The sequence below is a fragment of the Terriglobus roseus genome (assembly GCF_900102185.1).
Classification (GTDB): Bacteria; Acidobacteriota; Terriglobia; order Terriglobales; family Acidobacteriaceae; genus Terriglobus; species Terriglobus roseus_A.
In genome coordinates, this window is sequence record NZ_LT629690.1 from 862,366 (window position 1) to 885,048 (window position 22,683).

At 53.8% G+C, this 22,683-nt stretch carries 13 protein-coding genes; 3 read left to right on the forward strand and 10 right to left on the reverse strand.

Going from position 1 to position 22,683, the window contains the following annotated elements; translation table 11 throughout:
* Nucleotides 1–39: 39 nt before the first annotated feature.
* The 4 genes from BLT38_RS03810 to BLT38_RS03825 all read right to left on the reverse strand — a co-directional run bounded on the left by BLT38_RS03810 (nt 40) and on the right by BLT38_RS03825 (nt 3,676).
* The gene (locus BLT38_RS03810; RefSeq protein WP_083343991.1) at nt 40–807 is read right to left on the reverse strand and encodes a phosphatase PAP2 family protein; all 768 of its coding nucleotides are present in this window, start codon (nt 805–807) and stop codon (nt 40–42) included.
* A gap of 176 nt (nt 808–983) precedes the next feature.
* Nucleotides 984–2,372, reverse strand: coding sequence for an ATP-binding protein (locus tag BLT38_RS03815; protein ID WP_083343992.1), 1,389 nt, complete (start codon nt 2,370–2,372; stop codon nt 984–986).
* A complete protein-coding gene (locus BLT38_RS03820) occupies nt 2,369–3,067 on the reverse strand; it encodes a response regulator transcription factor (RefSeq protein WP_083343993.1) in 699 nt (232 codons plus the stop codon). The genes BLT38_RS03815 and BLT38_RS03820 overlap by 4 nt, the downstream gene beginning before the upstream one ends.
* Nucleotides 3,068–3,094: 27 nt before the next feature.
* A complete protein-coding gene (locus BLT38_RS03825) occupies nt 3,095–3,676 on the reverse strand; it encodes a hypothetical protein (protein ID WP_197674928.1) in 582 nt (193 codons plus the stop codon).
* A gap of 153 nt (nt 3,677–3,829) precedes the next feature.
* Here BLT38_RS03825 and BLT38_RS03830 point away from each other — a divergent pair, with 153 nt between their 5' ends.
* The 3 genes from BLT38_RS03830 (at nt 3,830) to BLT38_RS03840 (ending at nt 10,656) form a co-directional block, all read left to right on the forward strand.
* The gene (locus tag BLT38_RS03830) at nt 3,830–4,435 is read left to right on the forward strand and encodes a protoglobin domain-containing protein (RefSeq protein ID WP_083343994.1); all 606 of its coding nucleotides are present in this window, start codon (nt 3,830–3,832) and stop codon (nt 4,433–4,435) included.
* A gap of 627 nt (nt 4,436–5,062) precedes the next feature.
* Nucleotides 5,063–8,515, forward strand: coding sequence for a TonB-dependent receptor (locus BLT38_RS03835; RefSeq protein ID WP_231966722.1), 3,453 nt, complete (start codon nt 5,063–5,065; stop codon nt 8,513–8,515).
* Nucleotides 8,516–8,646: 131 nt separating this feature from the next.
* Nucleotides 8,647–10,656 (forward strand): glycoside hydrolase family 97 protein, encoded by a 2,010-nt coding sequence (locus BLT38_RS03840; protein WP_083343996.1) that lies wholly within the window; start codon nt 8,647–8,649, stop codon nt 10,654–10,656.
* Nucleotides 10,657–10,706: 50 nt separating this feature from the next.
* Here the strand turns inward: BLT38_RS03840 and BLT38_RS03845 are convergent, their stop codons facing one another.
* The 6 genes from BLT38_RS03845 to BLT38_RS03870 form a co-directional block, all read right to left on the reverse strand.
* Nucleotides 10,707–13,079, reverse strand: a complete 2,373-nt coding sequence (locus BLT38_RS03845) for a glycosyl hydrolase family 95 catalytic domain-containing protein (protein ID WP_083343997.1) — start codon at nt 13,077–13,079, stop codon at nt 10,707–10,709.
* A complete protein-coding gene (locus tag BLT38_RS03850) occupies nt 13,076–15,301 on the reverse strand; it encodes an alpha-galactosidase (protein WP_083343998.1) in 2,226 nt (741 codons plus the stop codon). The genes BLT38_RS03845 and BLT38_RS03850 overlap by 4 nt, the downstream gene beginning before the upstream one ends.
* Before the next feature lie 252 nt (nt 15,302–15,553).
* A complete protein-coding gene (locus BLT38_RS03855; RefSeq protein ID WP_083343999.1) occupies nt 15,554–16,498 on the reverse strand; it encodes a hypothetical protein in 945 nt (314 codons plus the stop codon).
* 59 nt (nt 16,499–16,557) lie between these two features.
* Nucleotides 16,558–17,646, reverse strand: a complete 1,089-nt coding sequence (locus BLT38_RS03860; protein ID WP_083344000.1) for a LacI family DNA-binding transcriptional regulator — start codon at nt 17,644–17,646, stop codon at nt 16,558–16,560.
* A gap of 111 nt (nt 17,647–17,757) precedes the next feature.
* Nucleotides 17,758–19,191: a sugar porter family MFS transporter gene (locus BLT38_RS03865; protein WP_083344001.1), complete on the reverse strand. Its 1,434-nt coding sequence runs from the start codon at nt 19,189–19,191 to the stop codon at nt 17,758–17,760.
* Between the two features lie 2 nt (nt 19,192–19,193).
* Nucleotides 19,194–22,604, reverse strand: coding sequence for a DUF5107 domain-containing protein (locus BLT38_RS03870; RefSeq protein WP_231966723.1), 3,411 nt, complete (start codon nt 22,602–22,604; stop codon nt 19,194–19,196).
* Nucleotides 22,605–22,683: the final 79 nt, after the last annotated feature.

Sequence of the window (22,683 nt, forward strand, 5' to 3'; positions counted from 1 at the left end):
CGAACTCGATTGGCCCGATTCAATTCGGGCGAGATTTTGCTAGCGCGATGCGACTGCGGTAGGAAACTTTGCGTGTAGTTCCTCCCGCGCTGCATCCAGTCGTTGGCGAAACGCCGGGTTTGACATCAGGGAACCAAATAGGACGGCAGCAAGCTGACGGCCTGCAGCAAGATCGCTGGCATAATGCACGCCACAGACCAGGCGGTTGTGTGCGTAGTCGTCGGTGCGTGCAAGAATCTCGTCCCTGCGGCTAGGGATGAGTTCGGCCAACGTGTAGCCTTCGAGGTAGCCGGAAAGCGTATGCCCGCTCGGGTATGAGTTTGACGCCTCGGTGAGCTTGCACACCGGATGCAGGGTTTTGTCAGCCTGGTATGGCCGAGGGCGAGAGAACACAGTCTTCAGAGGCACGCTGGCCACGCTCTCTTCGTTGTGAACATCCGTTGAGAGTGCCGCAAGTATCGGAAGGTTTTTCGCTGTGAAAGACGCGCCAAAGATCGTGTGATAAACGAAGATGTCTTCTTCCGCGTCGTCTGCCTGAGCCGCGGCAACTTGTGCGTTTGTACGGTGGCTCTCAATCGCATGAAGTTCGCGAAGCTCGGAATCTGTAATAGTCGAATTTTGAGCAGGTGGATCTGCAATCAGCACGTTCAGGTTTAGGGTTGCGAGGTCGAGAAAACGCGAGGCATGGACTGCCTTGGTGTGCCCCGTCATCGAGTTATCAGTGCCAGTTCGGATCTCTTCTTGTGCGTGTAGTGCACCGCACAGAAGAAGGCTGGTGAACAATGAAATCGTTGTAAGTTGACGCATGACTGGAGCCGAAACTAGATTCCAATGTTGAACAAACAGAGAGTTATCAGTTACAGGAGCGTGAAAAGGCCGATGGCACAGGTATAGGAAGGCAGAATTCTGTTGAATTTAAGGTAGATTTCAGGTCTATTTCAGACCCTCTTAAGACCTCGCTCCGCTCGCGGAGTCGGCTGTAATCAGATGATTTCTACCGGTTGAACTGGGAAGCGGATGAAAAACGTAGAGCCGCGCTGTGGTTCGCTTTCCACTGTCAGTTCGGCGCCGTGCGCATCGGCAATCCAAAGTCCAATCGACAAGCCTAGACCGTTGCCTGCGCGTGATTTTCTTTCACGTAGGTCCGCCTGATAGTAGCGATCAAACACACGACGTCGTACAGACTCGGTCATCCCGACTCCGGTATCGCGCACGATTACGGATGGTTTGTTATCGGTGAGTAATACTTCAGCTCGGATTTCACCATCCTGTGGCGTGTAGCGGATGGCATTGTCCAGCAAGATGCCGAGTAACCGCTGTAACAGTACTTCGTCGCCTTCGACCACGACGGGCGTATCGGGAAGATACCAATCAAGCACAATACCGCTGGATTCCGCGAGATCCTCAAGGCGTCGACAACTACTCACTACGAGATCGCAGAGATCAAGACGTTTGAACTGCGCCTCGTGAATGAAATTGTCACTCTGCGACAGCGTGAGAAGTGCGTCAAGTAGCGTGGTTGCGGTACGGCATTCCACGACGATCCCCTCAAGATCTCGGCGATATTCCTCGTCCGTCCGAGGCCGGTTCAATGAGAGTTGGGCAGTGGCAAGCATCACCGTGATGGATGTACGAATGTCATGGGATGCATCGGCTGAGAACCGACTGAGACGCGATACCGCCGCCTCGAGGCGAGACAGCAACTGGTTCCAAGCAATGGCGAGTCTCTGGATTTCATCGCGCCCTTCGGGGACAGGGAGACGTTTCGATAGGTTTCCGATGCCAATCTCAAGCGCTGCGCTGGTCATTCGATCCACCGGTTTGAGCGCATGGCGGCTGAGAAAATAGCCGCTCACGACAGAGAGCATCATGAGCACCGGGAGGAGAAGGAACAATGCATTGCGATATTTGCGCAGAATGAAGAATTCTTCATCCATGGCTCCGCCGATGTAGAGCAATACCGAGCGACCGTTGAGCGTGAAGATGTGACACAGGACAAGAGCCTGTTCGCCGTTCAGGGTTACAGAACTGTACGTACGATCAATACAAGACTGCGCCGTTGAAAGCTTCCAGTCCGGCGCGTGATTTGTGGGGAAGAGCCATGTCCCATCCGAATTCCGGATAAAGATCAGGTTGCCCTCATGCGTGGCGGCGGTGAAGCTCCGAAGTAGTTCCTGCTCATCAGTGCCACTTCGGGTATGTAGCAGAGCTTTGAGACGATCTTCGCGACCTATGAGGTGGGTTTCTTTTCCTTGGACTGCAGCATAGTAAAGGATGCCGTAGGTCAGAGCTCCAAAAAGCACCAGGCCCGTGAAGGCAACAGCGGTATAGAGCAGCGCAAGGCGCGCACGAACAGAGATGCTGCCAATCAATGGGGAAGGCCTTCAACGGGGATTGCCTCAAAGATGTATCCGATCCCGTGAACGGTTCGAATGAGTGTCGAATCGGCATCTGTAGGGCGCTGCAGCTTTGTGCGCAGGCCGTGAATGTACACGTCCAACGTGTTTTCCTTCACGTCAGCGATGTCTCCCCAACCGGCCTCAATAAGCTGTTCACGTGATGTAATCAAGCCTTTCCGTCGCATCAGTGTTTCCAGCAACGCAAACTGCTTTCGTGTGAGTGAGATTTCCCTGCCGTCACGCATGGCAATTCGACGACTGCGATCCAATGTGACATCGCCAACATTCAGGATCGGAGGTTCGTTGCGAATGGTTCGCCGTGCAAGCGCTGTAACGCGAGCTAAAAGAATTTCTAGGATGAACGGCTTGACCAGATAATCATCGGCCCCAAGGTCAAAAGCACGCAGCACTTTGGGGACAGCATCTACCGCAGTAAGTACCAGAACGGGCGTCTTGCATTGTTTATTCCGGGCGCGTTCCAGCACGCTAAAGCCATCAATGCCGGGCAGAAGAATATCGAGTAGCGCGACATCGAAGACTCCATTGACGAGTGTGTCTACGCCGTTGCGTCCGTCATAGCAGATTGTCACGCGATGGCCTTCTTCGCGTAGTGCGCGTTCCACTAGCGCTGCGATCCGTGTGTCGTCTTCGATGACGAGAATGTTCATGCTGCACTGAGCCTTTGCGTCACAGAATTACTGCGGAGCAATCGTAAGATTTTCGTGAATCAGTTCTTGGGAATCGAGTTTCCCGGTCTTGTCAAAGTGCAAAACGACGACCCAGTCAAAGACCTCATCGGGCCATTTGGCCTCGGGCAGCAACTGAGCGGGTGATGCACCAAAAGCCTCCAGTAGCGATGGGATCTGTCCATGACGCCAGGAGATAAGCGGATACTTGCCGTGTTGTGTGGTCCGTAGTTCCGCCACAAGTCGTGGACTTTCCTTGGTACCAATGGTGGAGTGCAATTCCATGCCAGTAGAAGCATGTAGCGGCTCTAGCGTGAGTCGAGGCCGCATGCTCTCCTCTGAGTCGGCGCCGGCGTAAAGGCCGTCGATTCCGAAGCTCTCATCATGATTATGAAAATGCTGAAAGTACTGGACATATGCCCTGGCGCGAGCCTCTCCCTGAGGTGTTAGTTCTCGTCCCTTGAGGGGCTTCTCCGCATGCCGAACGATCAAGACAGTATTGTTTGCAAGGAAGTCAGGCGTTGATTGTGCAGCCGTGGTCGATGCTGAGATAAGAAAAGCAATTGCCACAGGTAGTAGGCGCGTGAGCATCAAGGTAGAACTCCAACACGGACAAAAGACCGATATTGGATTCTAGGAATGCTTTCCTTAAGCATTCCTGAAATCAGCTCACTGGAAACATGAAAAGACCATGAATATGTTTGTGTGCTGAAGGGGAGGAATTTAACTGTCCTGGAGACTTCAATGCAGAAGATTGCGGATTCGATTCCTGGATACGACTACGACACGCGTTCTATTCCAAAGAGTTCAGTCACTCTTCAAGAACTTGAGGCGCTCAAGGTTACCGCCGGGTTCACTGATGAGGATGTCCATTTCCTTCGGATGGCAGGAGATGTATTACAAGATCAGACCGAAGCGATTGTTTTGCACTGGCGTAGCGGCATCATTGCTGGCATTCCGAACCTTGCCAGACACTCTAGGAGTCTGGATAACGAGCCACTGCCGGACTACCTCGCAAAGAGCAACCTCCGTTTCAGACAGTGGATTCTGGATACGTGCTTCCGCGAATATGACCAGGAATGGTTGAACTATCAGGAAGAGATTGCGGTTCGCCACACGAGCTTGAAGAAGAACGCCGTTGATGGCGTTGAATCGACGCCATTCGTTCCTTACCGTGACATCGTTGCCTTTGTCCCCGTGCTTAACGAGACGATCCGTCCTTACCTGATTGCGAAAGGGCATCCCGATGACATCGTGACGCGGATGCACCTGGCTTGGCAGCGTTCTTTGCAACTACAGATCGCCCTTTGGTCAAAGATATATATGGGCCTCCAGACCTCCGAGTGGTAGCGCTCTCTTGAAGTGACTCGCAGCTAGCTGCGCCTCTCGACATCAGGTGTGGATCATCCATATCTGTTTCCGTTCGTTGGCTGATTGGGCGAGCCGAGGCTTGATCGTCAGCCTACAAAGAGTACATGCGAAGCAATAAACATCATCAGCCATACATCGCCGCCAAATGCTCGCATGCATAGATGGCGATACCCGCGTAGCGGTCCTCCCACAGATCCCTAACTCGATCCAAACCCCATGGATTCAGAGCCGGAGCGATCCATCCTGGACGGGGATGGACCACGTCCGGACATTCCCTCGATTTACTTCTGGACTTGCAGATTAGTCGGTGAGATTTTAGTAAACGTTATCGTACACGTAGAAATGCGAGCGAGATTACCCAATAATTTAAGAATCTAGTGATTCTTATTGACACTGTATTGCGTTAACGTATACGTTTTCCGGCTATGAGTGGTTGCCAAGATGCGCAGGCGTCCACTTTGAGAGGCCACCATGCAGACATTGATAACTCAGAGGTGCGAAGCGGCGCAGACCTTGTGTTTGGGCCTGTTGTTCGCATTTTTCGCGATCCTCCTCCCCACGGGGAAACTCCTGGCCCAGGTAGACCAAGGAGCAGTTACGGGAATCGTGTACGATTCCGAAGGTCGCGTCGTTCCTGGTGCCACGGTCACCCTGACCGCAGTGGATACCGGGCTTGCGCTTACGCAAACGACAAACTCGGCGGGGCTTTACACCTTCCAACCGGTAAAGATCGGTAGCTATTCCATCACCGCAGCCGCTGCCGGATTTGCGACGACCACACAACAAAACATCAAGGTAGATATTCAGTCTCGCGTGGGAGTCAATCTGTCTTTGAAGGTTGGTGGAGCGTCAGAGACGGTGACAGTTTCAACGGCTCCTCCTCTTCTCGAGACGCAGACGGGTGCCGTCGGCCAGGTTGTTGAAGCTAAGACAATCAACGAAACCCCTCTCAACGGCCGCAACTGGGTGTTCATTGCACAGCTAACGAATGGCGTCACTCCTTCGCTTGGTAATACACGCGGATCGGGTAAGGGCGATTTCATTGCCAACGGACAGCGTGCCACGCAAAATAACTTCATCCTTGATGGCGTCGATAACAACACGAACCTAGTGGACTTTCTGAACGGCGCCACGTTTGTGCAGCGGCCCCCACCGGATGCGTTGGCTGAGTTCAACATCCAGACGAGCAACTATTCCGCAGAGTTTGGACACTCCGCCGGCGCTGTGATGAACGCCAGCATCAAGTCTGGAACGAACCAGCTCCACGGCAATTTCTGGGAATACTTTCGTAGCGACAAGATGAATGCAAAGGATTGGAATGCCCTTTCCGTTCCGCGCTTTCATCAGAACCAGTTCGGTGCGACCATCGGGTTCCCGCTTATCAAAAACAAGCTGTTCTACTTCGGTGACGTTGAGGCAAACCGGATCACTAATGCGCAGGTGAATCGGCTTATGGTGCCATCTGCGTTGGAGCGGCAGGGCAACTTCACAGAGTTGCTGAATCCAACCGTCAGCGGTTTCAACCAGCCGATTCACCTGAAGCAACCGAACACCAACGGGGCGGCACCTTTGGGTGCTCCATGCGGAAACGCAGAAAACGTAATGTGCGCCGCAGATATCGATCAGAACGCGTTGAAGATTTTGAATATGTATCCCACTCCGAATAACGGATCGGGACTTCAACAGAACTATGTTCAGAATGTGCCGCGTCTGGACAGCACCACGCAATTTGATCAACGTGTCGACTGGAATGCTAGCCCAAAAGATCTGTTGTACGGACGCTTCAGCTATGTCCATCAGATCGTGAAGAGCGCCCTTCCTCTTGGTCCTGTTCTTGATGGCAGTGGTTACGGCGGATATATCCAGAGCAATCTTGCTGAGAACGGTATGGGGTCTTATACGCATACCTTCACACCGTCGTTGATCAATGAATTCCGGTTTGGTTACAACTGGGGCGTCTTCAACTTCGACACACCGAACGGCTTCAACGGAACCATCGCTAGCTCGCTGGGTTTCGGCAATGTTCCTTGCGTTCCCGGATTCTGCGGTCTTCCGTTGGTGCAGATCGGCGGTGCCGTTGGCCTGTCGCAATTCGGTTCCACCGGCACATCGCGCGAATCGCAGAACGTGTACCAGATTCTGGATAACCTGACCTACATCAAAGGCAAGCATTCGATGAAGTTCGGCGTGGCATTCCAGAATGTTCGTTTCTATTACACCTATGCGGACAGTCCTCGTGGGAACTTCACCTTCAACGGTCACTACACGAAGATCCCAGGAACGTCTTTGAGTTCCGGTGTCGCGGATTTCTTATCTCGACGTGTGGCCAGCGCGTACATCACGAACGCTCCAGGCATTCATGATCAGCAGTGGTACAACTCCGCGTATGCGCAGGATGATTGGCGTCTTACGCCGAACCTAACACTCAACATCGGTTTGCGTTGGGACTTTTATCAACCTTTGGCGGAGTCGCGGGATCGTCAGGCGAACTTCATTCCCACTGCGATTGGACAGGGGACTGGGGCGGGCGTATTCCAGTTGCCAACGTCGCAGAAGAGCGTGACGCTTGCACCGGAATTCATCAACACTCTGGCTGCAAACAATGTGCAGATTCAGTATGTGGGGAATAATCGCCTAGTTACCTCGCAGAACACAAACTTCGCACCTCGTTTTGGATTCTCATACAAGGCGAATGAGAAGACTGTTCTGCGCGGTGGTGTAGGTATCTTCTATGGTGGATTGGAGAGCAACGGCAACGGAAATTTGGGAGCAAACTATCCCTATAGCCTTTCCCAGAGCTTTCCTGAGCAGAGCTGCACCGTAGGGAACTGCTCGACACCATTCCCCTACACGTTGGAAACAGGGTTGCCGACGTTGACACCTGTTACTGCGGCAACAGGTTTTCCTGGTTTCCATTCCACTCCTGCAAGCCTGCAGACGCCATACACGCAGAACTACAGCCTGTCAGTGCAGTATGCGTTGTCCAACAACTTGGTTAGCTCGATTGCGTACGTCGGCAATGAATCTCGCCATCTGACAACCTACTTCGCGCAAAACTCCAATGTCGCGCTGTATCAGGCAGGATTGAATACACAGCCGTATCAGCCCTTCCCAACATTGGGCGGCATTGGTGCGACGGTGTACACCGGTTACAGCAGTTACAACTCGCTTCAAGCCAAACTGGAAAAGCGTTTTTCCAATGGGTTGAACTTCTTGGCCACTTATACCTGGGGCCATGCGATGGACAACACAAGTTCTTCAGGCGGCCTATCCACGGCTGTTGGAACCCGTACGTATTACCTGCTTGGTGGGCCTAAGTTCGAATACACCAACTCGTCGTACGACGTGCGCAATCGCGTCACGCTGAACGGTCATTACGAGCTTCCATTCGGACGTGGCCGGAAGTACATGAAGAGCAACCGCGCAGTGGATCTTGTGCTGGGTGGGTGGGAGATTAGCGACACCTTTACTGCACAAGGTGGAACGCCCTTCGGCATGGGAACAACTACATCCAATGTCGCCGGTGCAGGCTCTCGTCCGGTACTTGTAACCGATCCATTCCGTACGGGAGATCCAGGCATTCCGGGAACACTGGGAAGTAGCAGTACGCCATGCCCCACGCAAACGAAGACCAAGGCGCATTGGTATAACCCATGCTCATTGGCGGAGCCAATGGGGATGCTGAACGCGGGTAACTTGATCTGCGCTCCGGGATCGCCTGTTGGTACGGTGCAAAGCGGTGTGGCTTGCCGTTATGCATCGGGTGTAACTGATCCCAACCTGGTGGCACAGTTCCTTGGCGGCAAACAGAACATCGTCTATGGCCCTGGCTATTGGCGGAATGACGTATCGCTGTTCAAGAACTTCACCATCTGGCGTGAGCAGAGTCTCCAGTTGCGCGCCGATGTTTTCAACGTATTCAACCACCCAACCTGGGGCAATCCGGGCGTCCAGAACGATGACCCAGTATCAGGTGGCCGCATTGACGGTCCCAAGAGCTTCGGTGCAAACACTCCGGATGCTCGCTTTATCCAGCTTGCGGCGAAGTTCTACTTCTAAGCAGGAGTACCTCCAACTTGGGACAGAACGTAACGAGTTACGTTCTGTCCTTTCTTTGTGGTGGAATGCAAGTCAGTTTCTGCAACTGCTCCGACTTTATATAGCAACTGCGCAACGTGAGAGGACACGCAATGACGAAACACTGGGTTTTGATTGGATTATTTGCCTTGGGGGCGGTGCAGCAGACACATGCCCAGGCCAATCGTTTGCAGTCACCCGATGGGCGATTGGTTATGACGTTTTCTGTAAACACCTCGAAGCCGCTTTCAACGCAGGGAAGCGGACAGCTTCAGTATTCGGTTACGTTCAAGGGAAAGCCAATCATCGATGCTTCGGCAATGGGACTTGCACTGGATGATCAGCTTTCGTTGGGAGAGAACGTAACAATTGCAGATACAAAGTCATCGAGTGGGATCGACGACTATCCGCTCATGTTTTCAAAGGTGAGCCATGTTCACGATGCCTATAACGTGCTTTCGCTGACGGTGAGAGAACCCGGTTCGAACGGGCATGGCCGCAGTCTTGTTGTGGAGGCGCGCGCATACAACAGCGGTATTGCTTTCCGTTATCTGCTTCCCGCTCCGCCGCGTGGCAATACAGAGCTTCGTCTGCGGGATGAAGAGACGGAGTTTCGCTTTAGCCAGGACGACACCGCATGGGTATTGGCGCTACCGAATTATCGATCCAGCTACGAAAGCGAATATGTTCGCTACAACCTATCCGCGCTGAGCAATCAGGGCGGCGTTTCTAGCCACTTCCTCATCGGCATGCCTACGTTGCTGCACCAACCGGGTGATGCATGGATTTCATTGATGGAAGCTGATTTGGAAGGGAACAGCTCAGCCTACGTTACAAATCCCACTGGGAATTGGGCGGGACATATGCTGCGTGTGAAGTTATCTCCGCGATGGGATGATCCGTCATTTGCTGTTACCGGAACGCTACCTCATCATTCCGCGTGGCGCGTGCTTGGTATCGCTGATACACCGGGAGAACTGCTGGAGAGCAATCTGCAAACAGATTTGAATCCACCTAGCCGTGTGAAGGATACAAACTGGATCCAGCCAGGTAAGGCTTCGTGGAACTGGTGGGTTGATAACGTGAACGCCAAAGGCGAATCCGGAAATTCGCAGTTCACCACAGAGACGATGAAGTATTACGTGGATTTTGCTGCGAAGTCTGGCTTCCCGTATTTCTTTCTGGATGCAGGATGGTCTGGTGGAGACATCACCAAAATGAACGGAAAAGTCGATATCCCAGAGTTGGTGAAGTACGCAGCGACGAAGCACGTGAAGGTGTGGATCTGGCTCTACTCCACTGCTGTTATGGAACAGATGAAAGAAGCATTTCCTCTCTACGAGAAGTGGGGCGTTGCGGGCATGAAAATTGACTTTGTCAATCGTGACGATCAGGAAGGCATTCAGTTCTTCTACGACGTGGCACGCGAAGCGGCCGCTCATCATCTGATGGTGGATTTTCATGGATGTCATACGCCGTGGGGTATTATGCGCACCTATCCCAACGTGATGAGCTATGAGGCAGTACTAGGACTCGAGAACAATAAGGTGGGCAGGCGCGACAGCCCCGTGGATCGATCAGTTTTTGCATGGACGCGAGCCCTAGTGGGCCCCTTGGACTACACAGCGGGCGCATTCGACAGCCAGACAGAAGCCAGCTTTGTTGCACGCAATGCATCGCCTCAGGTGATGGGAACGCGTGCGCAGCAGCTTGCGTTGTATGTCGTGTATGAAAATCCTGTACCGATGGTGTCCGACAGCCCACAAAACTATGAAGGCGAAGCCGCTGCCGCGTTCCAGTTTTTGAAGGATGTTCCTACAACGTGGGATGAAACTCGCGTTTTAGGTGGAGATGTTGGCGAATACTCTATCGTTGCGCGACGCCACGGCAGCGAGTGGTATCTGGGCAGCACGACCAACTGGACACCGCGAGAGCTGAAGGTGCCACTGAAGTTTCTTGGCAACGGCAACTATACGGCTGAGGTGTACGAAGATGGCGCCGATGCGGCAACGCAACCGAAGCATGTCAACATCCGCAAGGCTTCCGTCGCATCGAATTCAACGCTCAATCTGAACCTTGCGCCAGGTGGCGGAGCGGCAATACGCTTCATTCCTGCAAAGTGAAGTTAGAGTGCCACGACAGAAAAGCGCGGCTTTAGGGCCGCGCTTTTCTGTTACTTGAACATCGTGGGACGCAGTCGTAGCGTCTCGTTTGCCGTTATATTGAACGATTTCACTGAGTCACGATAGCGAACGGGGATAGCTTCAGGAAAGCGGCTGCGAATGGCTGCATGGATCAGCGCGCCGTTCTGCCACGCAATGTCGACGGTATAACCTCCGCGTGCACATAGCCCTCGCACTTCGCCGTCGGGCCATGCGTCTGGCAGAGCGGGCAGAAGTTCAATTTCGCCTCGTTGCGATTGCATCAGCATCTCTGCCATTGCGGCTGTTCCACCGGTATTGCCATCGATTGCGAAAATGTTTTGTTCAGCCCCAGCGACACCGCCCTGAGAGAAGGTCAGCAAGTTATTGCCCGTGGCATGCGAGAGCAAATCGTTAAGATAGTGAACTGACTCATCACCCTTCAACAGCCGAGCATAGAACGCCATGAAATTGGCGCGACCCCATTCCGTCTGTTCCCAGTCTGGCGCCGCGACACGACGTTGAATTGTTATTTCTGCTGCGTGCGCCAGCGCGGGAGTGGTTCGAACATCCACTTGCGATTCCGGATAGAGAGACGTCAAGTGCGATGTATGGCGATGATTCGGATAGGCATCCTCAACGTCATGCAACCATTCTTGCAATTGACCATGGCTGCCAATTTGGAGCGGAGGTAGCTTTGCCTTTGCAGTCTTTACCCGTTCGGCGAGTGGCATATCGAAATTAAGAACCTTGCATGTTTGCTCGCAGATATCGAAGAGCGCAAACGTCATCACTCGATCCACAGTGGGCATCATGCTTTCACTGGCGTTGCCGCCACGCGGGTCTTTGAAAGCGTTTTCTGGCGATTCAGATGGTCCTGTTACCAGCCATCCATGCGTTGGCTCTGTAGCCATATATGCCAGGAAGAATTCGGCTGCGTCGCGAAAGATAGGGAAGGCCGTTTGCCGCAGGAACATTTTGTCATTAGTGAAGCGATAGTGTTCCCACAGTTGCAGCGAAAGCCAGATACCCGCAACAGGAAAATTGCCCCATCCCACGTCGCCCGGAGCAGTGTAGCCCCATGGGTTGGTAACGGTATGTGCAATCCAGCCAGGAGCGTCATACATCTCTCTTGCCGGTTTCTGACCCGCGCTGCGCAGGAACTCGAGGAAGCGGAAGAGCGGCGCCTGACACTCTGATAGATTGCAGACTTCCGCGGCCCAGTAATTCTGTTCTGTATTGATATCCAGGTGGAAGTCATCGGTCCACCCCATCGCAGCAGCGAGACCGTCATTCCAGATGCCCTGCAGAGCCAGCGGAAGATGTGAGTCAGCACGTGATCCTGCGATTGTGAGATAGCGCCCAAATTGAAAGAAGAGTGCGTGCAATCCAGGATCGCTTGCTCCCTTCTTCACATTGCTGATTCGCATATCTGTGGGCTTGTTGGCGTTTGGATCGTTGCCCAAGCGGAACGACATCCGTCGGAAGAGCGGCGCATAATCTGCGATGTGTGCTTCTTTCAGCTTCTCGTATGACAAGCTGCGCGCGGCTGTCAGAGTTTGTCGGCAGGCTGCGTTTGGATCGTTGCCACGGAAGGAAGTTGCGATCGCGATAAGGATGGTTGCAGTACGGGCTTCCTTGACCGTTATGCCATTGGTGTTACGTTCGGTATGTCCGTCTTGTGTGATGACTTCTACATGGATTTCGAAATCAACGCCAGACTTTCCGTCGCTATGCTTGGTTTCAACCGCCCTGCCGAGCAAGACCAAACGATTGCCTTCGGTGTGCGCCGTGAACGGGAGTTGTGACGCGGCGAAGTGAACGCGGAACGAGCTAGGATGCGCGATGCGATAGGCAATCAGCCTGTGAGCATGCGATGCAAATGCTTCTCGCGAGTGACTCTGTCCTCCCGATCGGAAGGATACTTCTGCCACGGCATCATGCAGAGTGAGTGTGCGGCGGTAATCCGTAATGGGATGAGACGGCGATTCGAAGTCGATTAACACATCGGGAAGCGGTAAGTTCGTGCCGAAGTTTGTAGCGCGGCCTGCGATATATTTGCGGCTTAGCTGCGTCGCTTCGACATATTTCCCATCAAACAGCAGCTGCCTAATCTCAGCAATATGCGCCTTCGCTTCTTGATTGACAGAATGCTCGTTAGGAGCCCCGGACCAAGCAGTGGAGTCGGAAAGCGCAAGCCGCTCTGTCGTTACGCCGCCGAAGATCATGGCGCCTTGATTGCCATTGCCCAGCGGCAAAGCCTCCAGCCACTGTTTTGCTTCCTGGCTGTACCAAAGGGTAGTTGCTGGGTTTGCGCTGGATGATGCTGGCGCTTGAAATGGCTTACCTGTGGCAATTGCGGCCGTAGCCGCAGCGCCTGCAATGAATTCGCGGCGCGTACTCAATGGCTTACTCCCTGCAATACAAATGCAGCTGCTTGAAAGTCGCCACGCAGCTCAATGTTGATTCCATGGTGCATCCAGTATGAACCCGTTGCTGATGCAGGCGTTTCGTCGCTAGCTTTGCCATAGATCGAACTAAGGCTATAAATACGATCCGGATCCAGGCCACGAAGAAAGACGCGCGGATAGGGATAGAGTTCCGTGCTCGAATGCAAAAAGGTAAAGAGGACTGCCTGCTGCTTGTCGCGCGACACGGATTCGGTAACTGCTTCTTCGCTGCCATCGGTGGGGTATACCAGGCGATAAAGCTCGCCTCGCTGCGCGGTCTCGCGGATGTTTTTGTACTCGGCAATCATCTTCTGCGAAGTGTTTAACTCTTCGGGCGTGAACTTCGTAAGGTTCGCACCAATGCCAAGCGAACCTTGCATCGAAGAAAGGAAGCGATAGGGGAGCGATAGTGTGCGTTGGTTTACCCATGTGGGCGAATCCGTAACCCAGGCCATCATGATGCCAGGAGCATACGCTTGGGTGAACCCATTCTGAATCCGCAGACGGTCGAAAGCATCCGTGTTGTCCGAAGGCCAGACTTCATCTGTTAAGCCAATCACTCCCAGATCCACGCGACTGCCACCGCCGGAGCACGATTCGATCTCGACATTTGGATGCTTCTTCCTTAGTTCCGCGAGGATGCCATAAAAGTTGTGAATGAAGTCCACATAGACATTCTTCTGTTCCTCTGGAGCAACAGCGGGCCAGCCGGGCTCAGACCAATTGCGGTTGTAATCCCACTTAAGGAAGGCAATATCATTCTCTGTAAGCAGCTTGTCGAGAAATGTGAAGACATACTGCCGCACGTCTTCGCGTGCAAGATTCAACACAAGCTGATTGCGGCCTTCGGTACGTGGTCGTCCGGAAAAGTTCAACGCCCAGTCAGGATGTTTGCGATACAAATCGCTATCAGGATTCACCATCTCTGGCTCGACCCACAGCCCAAAGTCCATGTGCAGAGAATGAACCTTATCGATCAGCGGTTTCAGGCCGTTGGGAAACTTCTGCGGGTTCACTGTCCAATCGCCTAGCCCAGCATGATCGTTGTTACGCGCTCCGAACCAACCATCATCCATGACGAAGCGTTCCGCTCCTATGGCTGCAGCTTTCTCCGCGAGTGCTTCCTGTCCGGCTTCGTCCACCTTGAATTCGGTTGCTTCCCACGAGTTGTACAGCACCGGTCTCAGTTTCTCGTGCGGTGCATGAGGAACCAGCGTATCCATCTCAAGACGGTGCATTCTTCGTGATGCATCGCCCAGTCCGTGTGAGGTATGACCCGCGTAGAACCACGGTGTTTCCAGTGTTGCGCCTGCCTTCAGGTGATAACCGAAGTCGAAGGGGTTATAGCCACCGGTGACGCGCACTTGTTGTACGGCATCCTGTTCCACCGCGATCTGCCACGAACCACCCCAGGCGAGGCCACCAAACCACACTTCGCCGTTCTCTTCCGTTGTGTCGTTCCTACGGATGGAAAACCACGGATTGTTCTGCGCACCGGTGGTCCCGCGACGGCTTTCGAGGATTGTCTTTCCTGGTTTTACATTCTGGTCGTTCACTGTCCACTCCCCAGCCCAGCGGCCAGAGAGATATCGCAGAATGTAGTTTGTCCCGCGTGGCAGGTTCCACGTCGCAGAGCTTGCAGATTCTATGATGAATGGCTTGCCCGTTCCGTTTTCAATGAGAGCGCGACGCCCCACAATGCCCGTTGCATCATCCACCTTGTACTGCAGCGTAACGACTACTGTCAGAGAAATATCTTTCATCTGCACGGAGAGCACACCATCATGCATGCTATGGCTTACGTAGCGTAGGTCAAGGTCGCGATTGCCGTCCGGGAAGGTGATCTTCAGATCTGGTTCGACATAAAGTCCACCACCCCATGCACCGAATTCCTGAGGCGTGGTATTCCGCGACGAATCGAAGGACGACATTCCCTGGGACGCCTTCGGAGACTGCGGATGATCCTTCTCAGATAGATGCTCTCCCCAGTAGATCGTCTGGAGGCGCTTGTCTTCATTCACTCCGAACTCATATGTCATGTCTCCTGCGTCAATGCGAAAGACATGACTCACGTCGTCCACGTGAATGGCGTCGGTTGGGCGCTGAGCGCATGCAGTGGTTGCAAGAGAGGCAAGGCAGGCAAAAGAGCAAAAACGGGCGGCAAATCTGCGGTGCATGAAAGCTCCTGTACGATCGTTCCGCTTTTGCGTAAGAGGAACGGTAACGTACACAATAATCCGACAGCATAACGCTAGACAACCACTTTCAGGTAAAAGTGCGTATGTCTGATATCACCGCTTCGTTTCGGCTAGCGGGCTTTCGAGTAATAGGTATCTCAAGCTTTCAGTGCTAGCCGTGTTCGTACACGATAAAGACCGAACTCTCGCGGTGGCTCTGGTGAAAAACAACCTGCCCAAAGGGTTATTTCATCATTTTGGAAACCGCTCAGGAGTATTGCGCACACCGAACGAGATCGAAAACTTGAATGCTTCTCCCGGCCGGAGGGACTTCGCCGCTTGCGCCTGTTGAGCTGCATTCAGGCTGTTGTGTGGTGATGTAGTAGGTTCTAGTGCTACGGCATATTGACGGTTGTCGCTTGCATTGTCCGGCCATCCACCATAGCAGAGCCAGATGCCAAGATAGGGAAGCGTTCCCGGATCGAACAGAACTTCAAGTGACTGTCCTGTGGAGTGGCGAAGGATGCTGCAGATCCCGTTGTCTACGGGCTCCGTGTAGAGCATGTCAGCGTGTCCTGTGTCTGCACTGCCGACTCGATCCAGCCTGACTCCTGATGCTGTAACGGGCCACGAAACCACATCGCCGCGGTTTCCCAGTCTGTTGCCGCGCGAGTAATCGAGCCGCAATGAGTGGACTCCAGTTGGCAACACGATGTGGTCACCTTGGTCCACCGCAAACAAGGGGTGGCAAGCGTAAACGAAGGATTGTGACCTACTGCCGACGTTCGTTACGAAATAGTCCACACGGAGCGTATCGTCGTTGACCGCAAGATGCTTCGTGAAACGCAGTGTGCGGCTGAAGCCGTCGGCAGAAAGCGTGATGCTGCGGTCGTCGGTATGTTTCACATCCCAAGGGAGCTGCCAGAAGTCGCCATGGTCAGGGGCAGCTCCTCCTTCCGTGGAAGCATCGCAACGAGCTACCGTAGGAAGGCATTCCTCAATTCCGGCGCATGGACCATTGCGAAATTCCGCATTCAGGCTTGGCTCAGGCGGTATGTGGTCCGGCTGCGTTTGCGTAAGAAATTCCAGCCCGGAGTAGGGGCTGCGCAATGATGCGATACGACCACCTTCTCGCGGTCGCACTTCGATTGCGAGGTGATCCGATTGCAGTATGTGGCGATCGACTTGAGATGGCATGGAGAGCTTTCACATACAGATGGCTGAACACAGCGACAGCCCGGTTACGACGTGAAGTATTACGGCAATTCGCTTTCGATCTCTTCGTCAATATCGACAATGTGGCCGGAGAAGAGCGGGAGATTGCTGCGGAAGACTACATGCGGAGCAAGTCGCACATATGGGTGTGACTTGTCATCGCCTCGTAGATAGCGGAGCAGCGCTTCAAATGCGACTTTGCCTTGTGTATAGGGGCGTTGGTAGAGCGTGGCCATTACCTTGCCAAACTCGATCAGCGGGATCAATTCCTGAAACAGATCCGTTGTAACGATCTGCACCTTGCCGAGCAGATTCAATTCGTCAAGCGCCTTAAGCACGGGCATGCTGTTCGCCGTGCTGAGATAGATACCCTGCGGATGATCCTTGCCGCGCATCAATGCAAGCGCTTGCTGGTACGCCTGCTTTGGTTGTTCATGGCTTTCCAATGCTGGCAGCAGCATCAAATGCGGAGCCTGTACCGCGAGCGTTGCTGCAAATCCGCGCAACTTCTCTGCGTGATCCATCGTGAACAAGTCGCCACTGAAAACCGCTACATTAGAGCGTTGTGGCAGTTTCATCGCCAGTAACTCTGCTGCGATGGAGCCGCTAACGTAAGCGTGTGCAGCTACCGATCCCATGCGGTCTGTGTTCGGGGCATCGCTCCCCACGCACATCATGGCAGTGCCACTACGCGAGAGCGTACGGATTAGCGAATCGAACTTGCGCGTGTCGCCAGGGAGAAAGATGATGCCATCGTAGTGGCGTTTCAGAGCACCTTCAAATGCTTCCACATCGCCTACGCCCAGCCGTGGATACTCGTGGAACTCAACGGAAACCTGAACGCCAACCGTCGCTGCCGCAGCAGCGCGAATACCTGCACGCACAGGGTCGAAGAAGTGCGAAATATGTTTAGGAAGAATCGCTGCAATGGAAAGTTTGCGATTTAGCTTCAACGCCTGTGCGGCGAGATTGGGCGTGTAGCCCATACGCTCCGCCATCTGCAACACGCGTGTCTTTGTCTTTTCACTAACGCCGGTTCGGCCGTGCAATGCGCGGTCCACCGTGCCGATGGACACATTGAGTGCTCGCGCAATTTCTTTGATTCCGGCTGTTCCTTTTGATTCAGACATGCTCTTCCTTGCTTACATAGCAATTGACAGGATGGGTGACATTGTCTCATTCCGCCAGAGAAGATATCTCGAAATTTCGATTCCCGAGATCTAAAGTGCCAAGGGCGATTCTCACTGTCGGGCCAGCGCCTGCTCAATCTGTTCCAGGCTGCGTCCTCTGGTTTCAGGGACGAAGAAAAACACCAGCGCCCATCCCAGAAGGCAGATCACGCCGTAGGTCCGGAAGATGCCGCCCGTCCCCAATGCCCGGTTCAACAAAGGGAAGGTATACGTCAAGGCGAAGGAGGCAAGCCATAGCGCGCTGACTGCTATGGAGACAGCCTGCGAGCGAACACGATTCGGGAAGATTTCTGCGATCAAGACCCAAGTTACTGGGGCAAGGGTCAGAGCATAACAAGCGATGGCGCTGAGTGTCAGAAACAAAATTGCGATGGCGGGCCAATGAGCCGTGTACGCGAACGAACATGCCAGGTGCGATATGCCGATGCCGACGCAGCCAAACAGCATCAACCAACGGCGTCCCACACGGTCTACCAACAGCATCGCGATGATGGTAAACACCAGATTGATTGCACCTGTGATGACGATGTTCAGCAGAATGTCATTCGCGCCATAACCTGCACTCTTGTAAACATCTGCTGCGTAGTTGAAAAGGACGTTGATACCTGTCCACTGCTGCAGAACGGCTAACGCGATGCCAATGAAAACAATGCGACGCACAGAACTATGGAGGAGTTCACTCCAGGTGGAAGGTCCGGCTGCACTTTCTTGCTTGATGGCAGTCTGAATGTTGAAACATTCAGCTTCTGCGTATGATCTGCCACCGATCTTCGCGAGTGTCTCCAGTACTTCTTTGTTGCGTCCACGAGTCAGCAGCCAGCGCGGGCTCTCCGGTATAACGAGCGATGCTACGGTGAACACCAACGACGGTATCACCACTGCCGTAAACATCCATCGCCAGCCATACTGAACATTCCATGAGGTCATCAGTTGTGCTGCGCTCAAGCCCGCGGGAATGGGACGAGCGATGCGCCAGTTCACGATCTGCGCTAGCAGAATGCCGATGACAATCGCAAATTGGTTGAGGCTCACCAATCTGCCGCGGAGGTGCGCGGGGCTGATCTCAGCGATGTACAGCGGCGAAACATTGGAGGCGAGACCAATGGCAACGCCACCTACGATGCGCCACGTGATGAAGGCCGACAGTGAATAAGACCATCCGGTTAGGGCAGACGAGACTGCGAACAGCACCGCTGCGACAAGGAGAAGGGGTTTGCGTCCCAGCCGCTCAGCGAGGGAACCTGCTGCAAGCGAGCCGATGAGGCATCCTACAAGTGCACAACTGTTCACCCATCCAATCAGCGAAGGGGATACGAGATGGAAGTACATCTCGTAGAACTCGCGTGCGCCACCAATGACAACCCAGTCATAGCCAAAGAGAAGTCCGCCAAGCGCCGCAACGATCGCAATAACCCAGACGTAGATGCTACGTGCCGCTGGTACAAGGATGGAAGACTCTGTTGTGTGTATGGCGGGACCTTGCATACTCAGCCTTCTTCCGATGCAAGGGTTGCAAGAAGATCAATTGCACCAGAGTGCGCACGATCTTTTGCGAGAACTTCTTCTAAAAGATGTTTTGCTTGCGCCTTGTTGCCCAATCCAAGCTGTGCTTGCGCATGCAGAAACTGTGCCGTGATGTTCTGGCGTTCCTTCAAATCTTCCTCAAAGAGCAGCATTGCCGGAAGTGAAGTTGCGAAGTAATCGATCTTCGGCGTCTCTGACTCGAGCTTCGTCGCATAGCCATCGATTGAATGAAAGATGTTGGCTGCCTCTCGCTCGCGTCCCAGCTCACACAATGCATTGGCAGTCCAGTATGTTGTTTCAGAGATGGATTGCACCTGCATTTGTTGGAAGTCACCCTTGTGATTCGCTGCTCGTTCCAGTGCGCAGGTTGCGCGTGCGGTATCTCCCGCAGCCGCCAGCGCAATGCCCATCCAGTAATCGATCATGCTCAGGTTCATCAACAGATGCTTGGCTTCACTCAGATTTTGCGGCGGGTTTGCTGCGAGTTCCAGCAGAGCGACTGCAGTGGAAGCCTTCCCATCGTTGAGGGCTTGTTTCGCCAACAGAAGGTTGGAGCGGACGTACTGCGTCAGCACCTGGCCTTCGCCACCCTCCCAAGGGCCGAAGCTACGACCCAGTAACAGATCGAGTGCACGCGTGGGGTGGCCGGTACTGTTTAGCAGCGTGGCTAACTCGTTGGAAAGGTCATCGCGCTGCTCTACCAGATCTGTGTGATCGAGAAGATTCTTCAGGCGTTCTTCCAACGGTGTGCCGATACGCTTCCACAACTGATCCTGCTCGTATGCGATACGAGCATCGTGGGGTGCTAGCGCACGGGCGTGCGCAAATGCGTTAACCGCACCCGCAGCGTCATGCTTCACGTTGAATCGTGCGAAGCCAAGGTTGCGCCAGGAAGTCGGAAACACAGGATCAAACTCCGTAGCGCGTTCCCAATGTGCGATCGCTTCGTCGTAACGGCGACGGTCATATAGAAAATTGCCAAGATAGTAGTAGGCATGCGCATTAACAGGGTTTTCAGCGATGACGCGCTGAAAGAGGAGCAGCTCTTCCAAGCGATTAGGGAAGACATAAGAAGGATCAGCGAGAGCTGCGTGCAGACTTGTTGCTTTCGCTTCGTCCTCACGGCCAAGTTGTCGGAGAATATCTGCACGCAGATACAGGCGAAGCGTGGAGCCGCCGTCGAAGTGATCCGGAACGTCTTCGTTGATTACTCGAAGAGCTTCTTCTAAGAGGCCAGCGCGCATCCAGTCGAATGCCAGATCGATCTGGCGTTGTGCGTCGGATGGTGCATGCCCGGATTGCAGAAAGCGGCTTGTTTCATCCAATGGATCGAGCGAACGTACCTGCGCAATGAGTGCCGCGGCTTCGTCAGAGCGGTTCAATCGCTGCAGTACGACAGCTTTTAGATTGAGCGCGTTTAGATTGTCACCTTCGGCAAGCAAGGAACGGTCAAGATGATCCAGCGCCTTTGCCCATTCCTTCCGAGTGCAATCGATCTCCGCCAGACGAAGATAGCCCGGACCGCGCCATGCTGCATTCCAGGTGCTCTTATAGAAGGCATCATAGGCTTCGTTGGTTCGGTCCTGGTATCGCAGCGTAAGTCCCAGGTTGTAGAAAGGCTCGCTATCACCTGGATTTGGGTTGCGTTTGGTTAAGCGAGCAATCGAGGTGCGCAGATATGCTTCTGCACGTTCAAACTCGCCGCGGCGCATGCAGGAACGACCAAGCGCGTGATTTGAGCGGCTGTCGCCGGGATCGCGCCGGATAGCTTCCAGCCAATATGGTTCAGCAGCACGTGTGGGATGACGATACTGTTCCAGGTGAAGGCCATTCAGAAAGAGTTCGTCACTGCTGATTACGTCTTGCGGTAGCGGTGGTTCCGTGGCAACGTCTGGTTGTTCTACCGGAACAATTTCTGCCGGGGCATACCGCATGAAGACGTTGTTGCTTTGCGATACGCGGACCTCAAGTGCATCGACAGCACCGTCTACTGCGGAGTGAAAGTGTCGGGGCTTTGTCGTGAGAAGATCAGCATCCCAGGCTGCTAATTCGACACCTTCTCGAAGCACGGAGATTCTGCTTGCAGGACGATCGGAAGTCACTTGCACATGAACGGTGACATTCTGGAGGTTCGTTTCCAGACGCAACGCTCCGTCGAGATTTGCAAGGTCCGGTGTGCCGATTTCGCTGATGGGATACCAGAACTGGCTAAAGGTTTTCGTCTCCCCGGGAGCGAGAAAGCTGAAGTCTGGTTGGTTGTCGGTATACACGCCTGACATTAATTCGATGTACGGCCCATCGCTATTCGTCAAGCTGCGATCCCACGCATATCCGAATTCGTGATTGCCCCACGTCCACTGCTTTTTACCGGGAGAGATATGGTGATTCGCGTAGGCCACGGTGCCTGTGTCTTCGGAATGGTCGTAGCCTCCGAAGAAGTCTTCGCGCGATCCTACGATCATGTAACTGGTAGGAACTGGGATGTTGGCATACCAGCCGAGATCGTTCGGAGGGTATGAGCCATCTGGTATGAACTGCGAGGGAAGTTCGTCAACGGGAACACCATTGCGTGCTCGCTCTGCGTAATCCACACCGTAGTAATGGCCTTTGCTGAGTGGATATTCCGTGATGGCGCGTTTGGCGTGGTCTGCAGCAAATCGCACATCGTGCGGAAAGAACGATTGATACTTCTCGTGCACACGCGTGGCCACGTTTGCCCACCACAAGAATGTCTGCGTGTCCTGCGTGCGGTTATAAAGACGAACCTTGACCTCAACATATGCCTTGCCAGGATGAAGGCAGATACCGTGTATACCCTTCATTCGTGCCATGGGGTCATGGTCACTGCACCAGATGGTCACTGAGCCGTCGTCGGACCGTTCGATGGAAACTTCCACCGGCATGAAGGTGGCAGGGCGGTGATGCTGTGGCCAGTTGAACTCCACGCCGCCGGAAATCCATGGGCCTGCAAGTCCCACGAGGGCAGGTTTGATCACATTCTGGCGATAGAAGAAGTCGTAGCCTGTGCGTTTGTCCAGACCGACGTGGATACGACCGCCGATCTCCGGCATGACCATCAAGCGCAGAAATTCGTTCTCGATGTGAACAGCCTGCCAGGATCGCATCTCCGGCTTCGTTGAGACGGAGTCAATCACGGGCAGGGGATACACACGTCCGCTGCTGCCTTGATACACGCGCTTCTCAAGGAATAGTGGATTGGTATCTGGCTTTGCCGGGAGATAGGTGAGCATGTCGACCGGCTCACTCCAAGCCTTCACCTTGCCTTGCTCTGATGATGGGGCGAGGGGCAGTTCAAGCTTTCCCGCAGTAATGGAGTCAGGCGACATCTCCTGGTTGAAGATCCGTTGCGTCATCGTTCAGAGACCTTCCCAAGTGCCAAAATCAATCCAGCCAGTTTCCAAGAAAGTACTCGGAAACGCACGTTATTCCAGA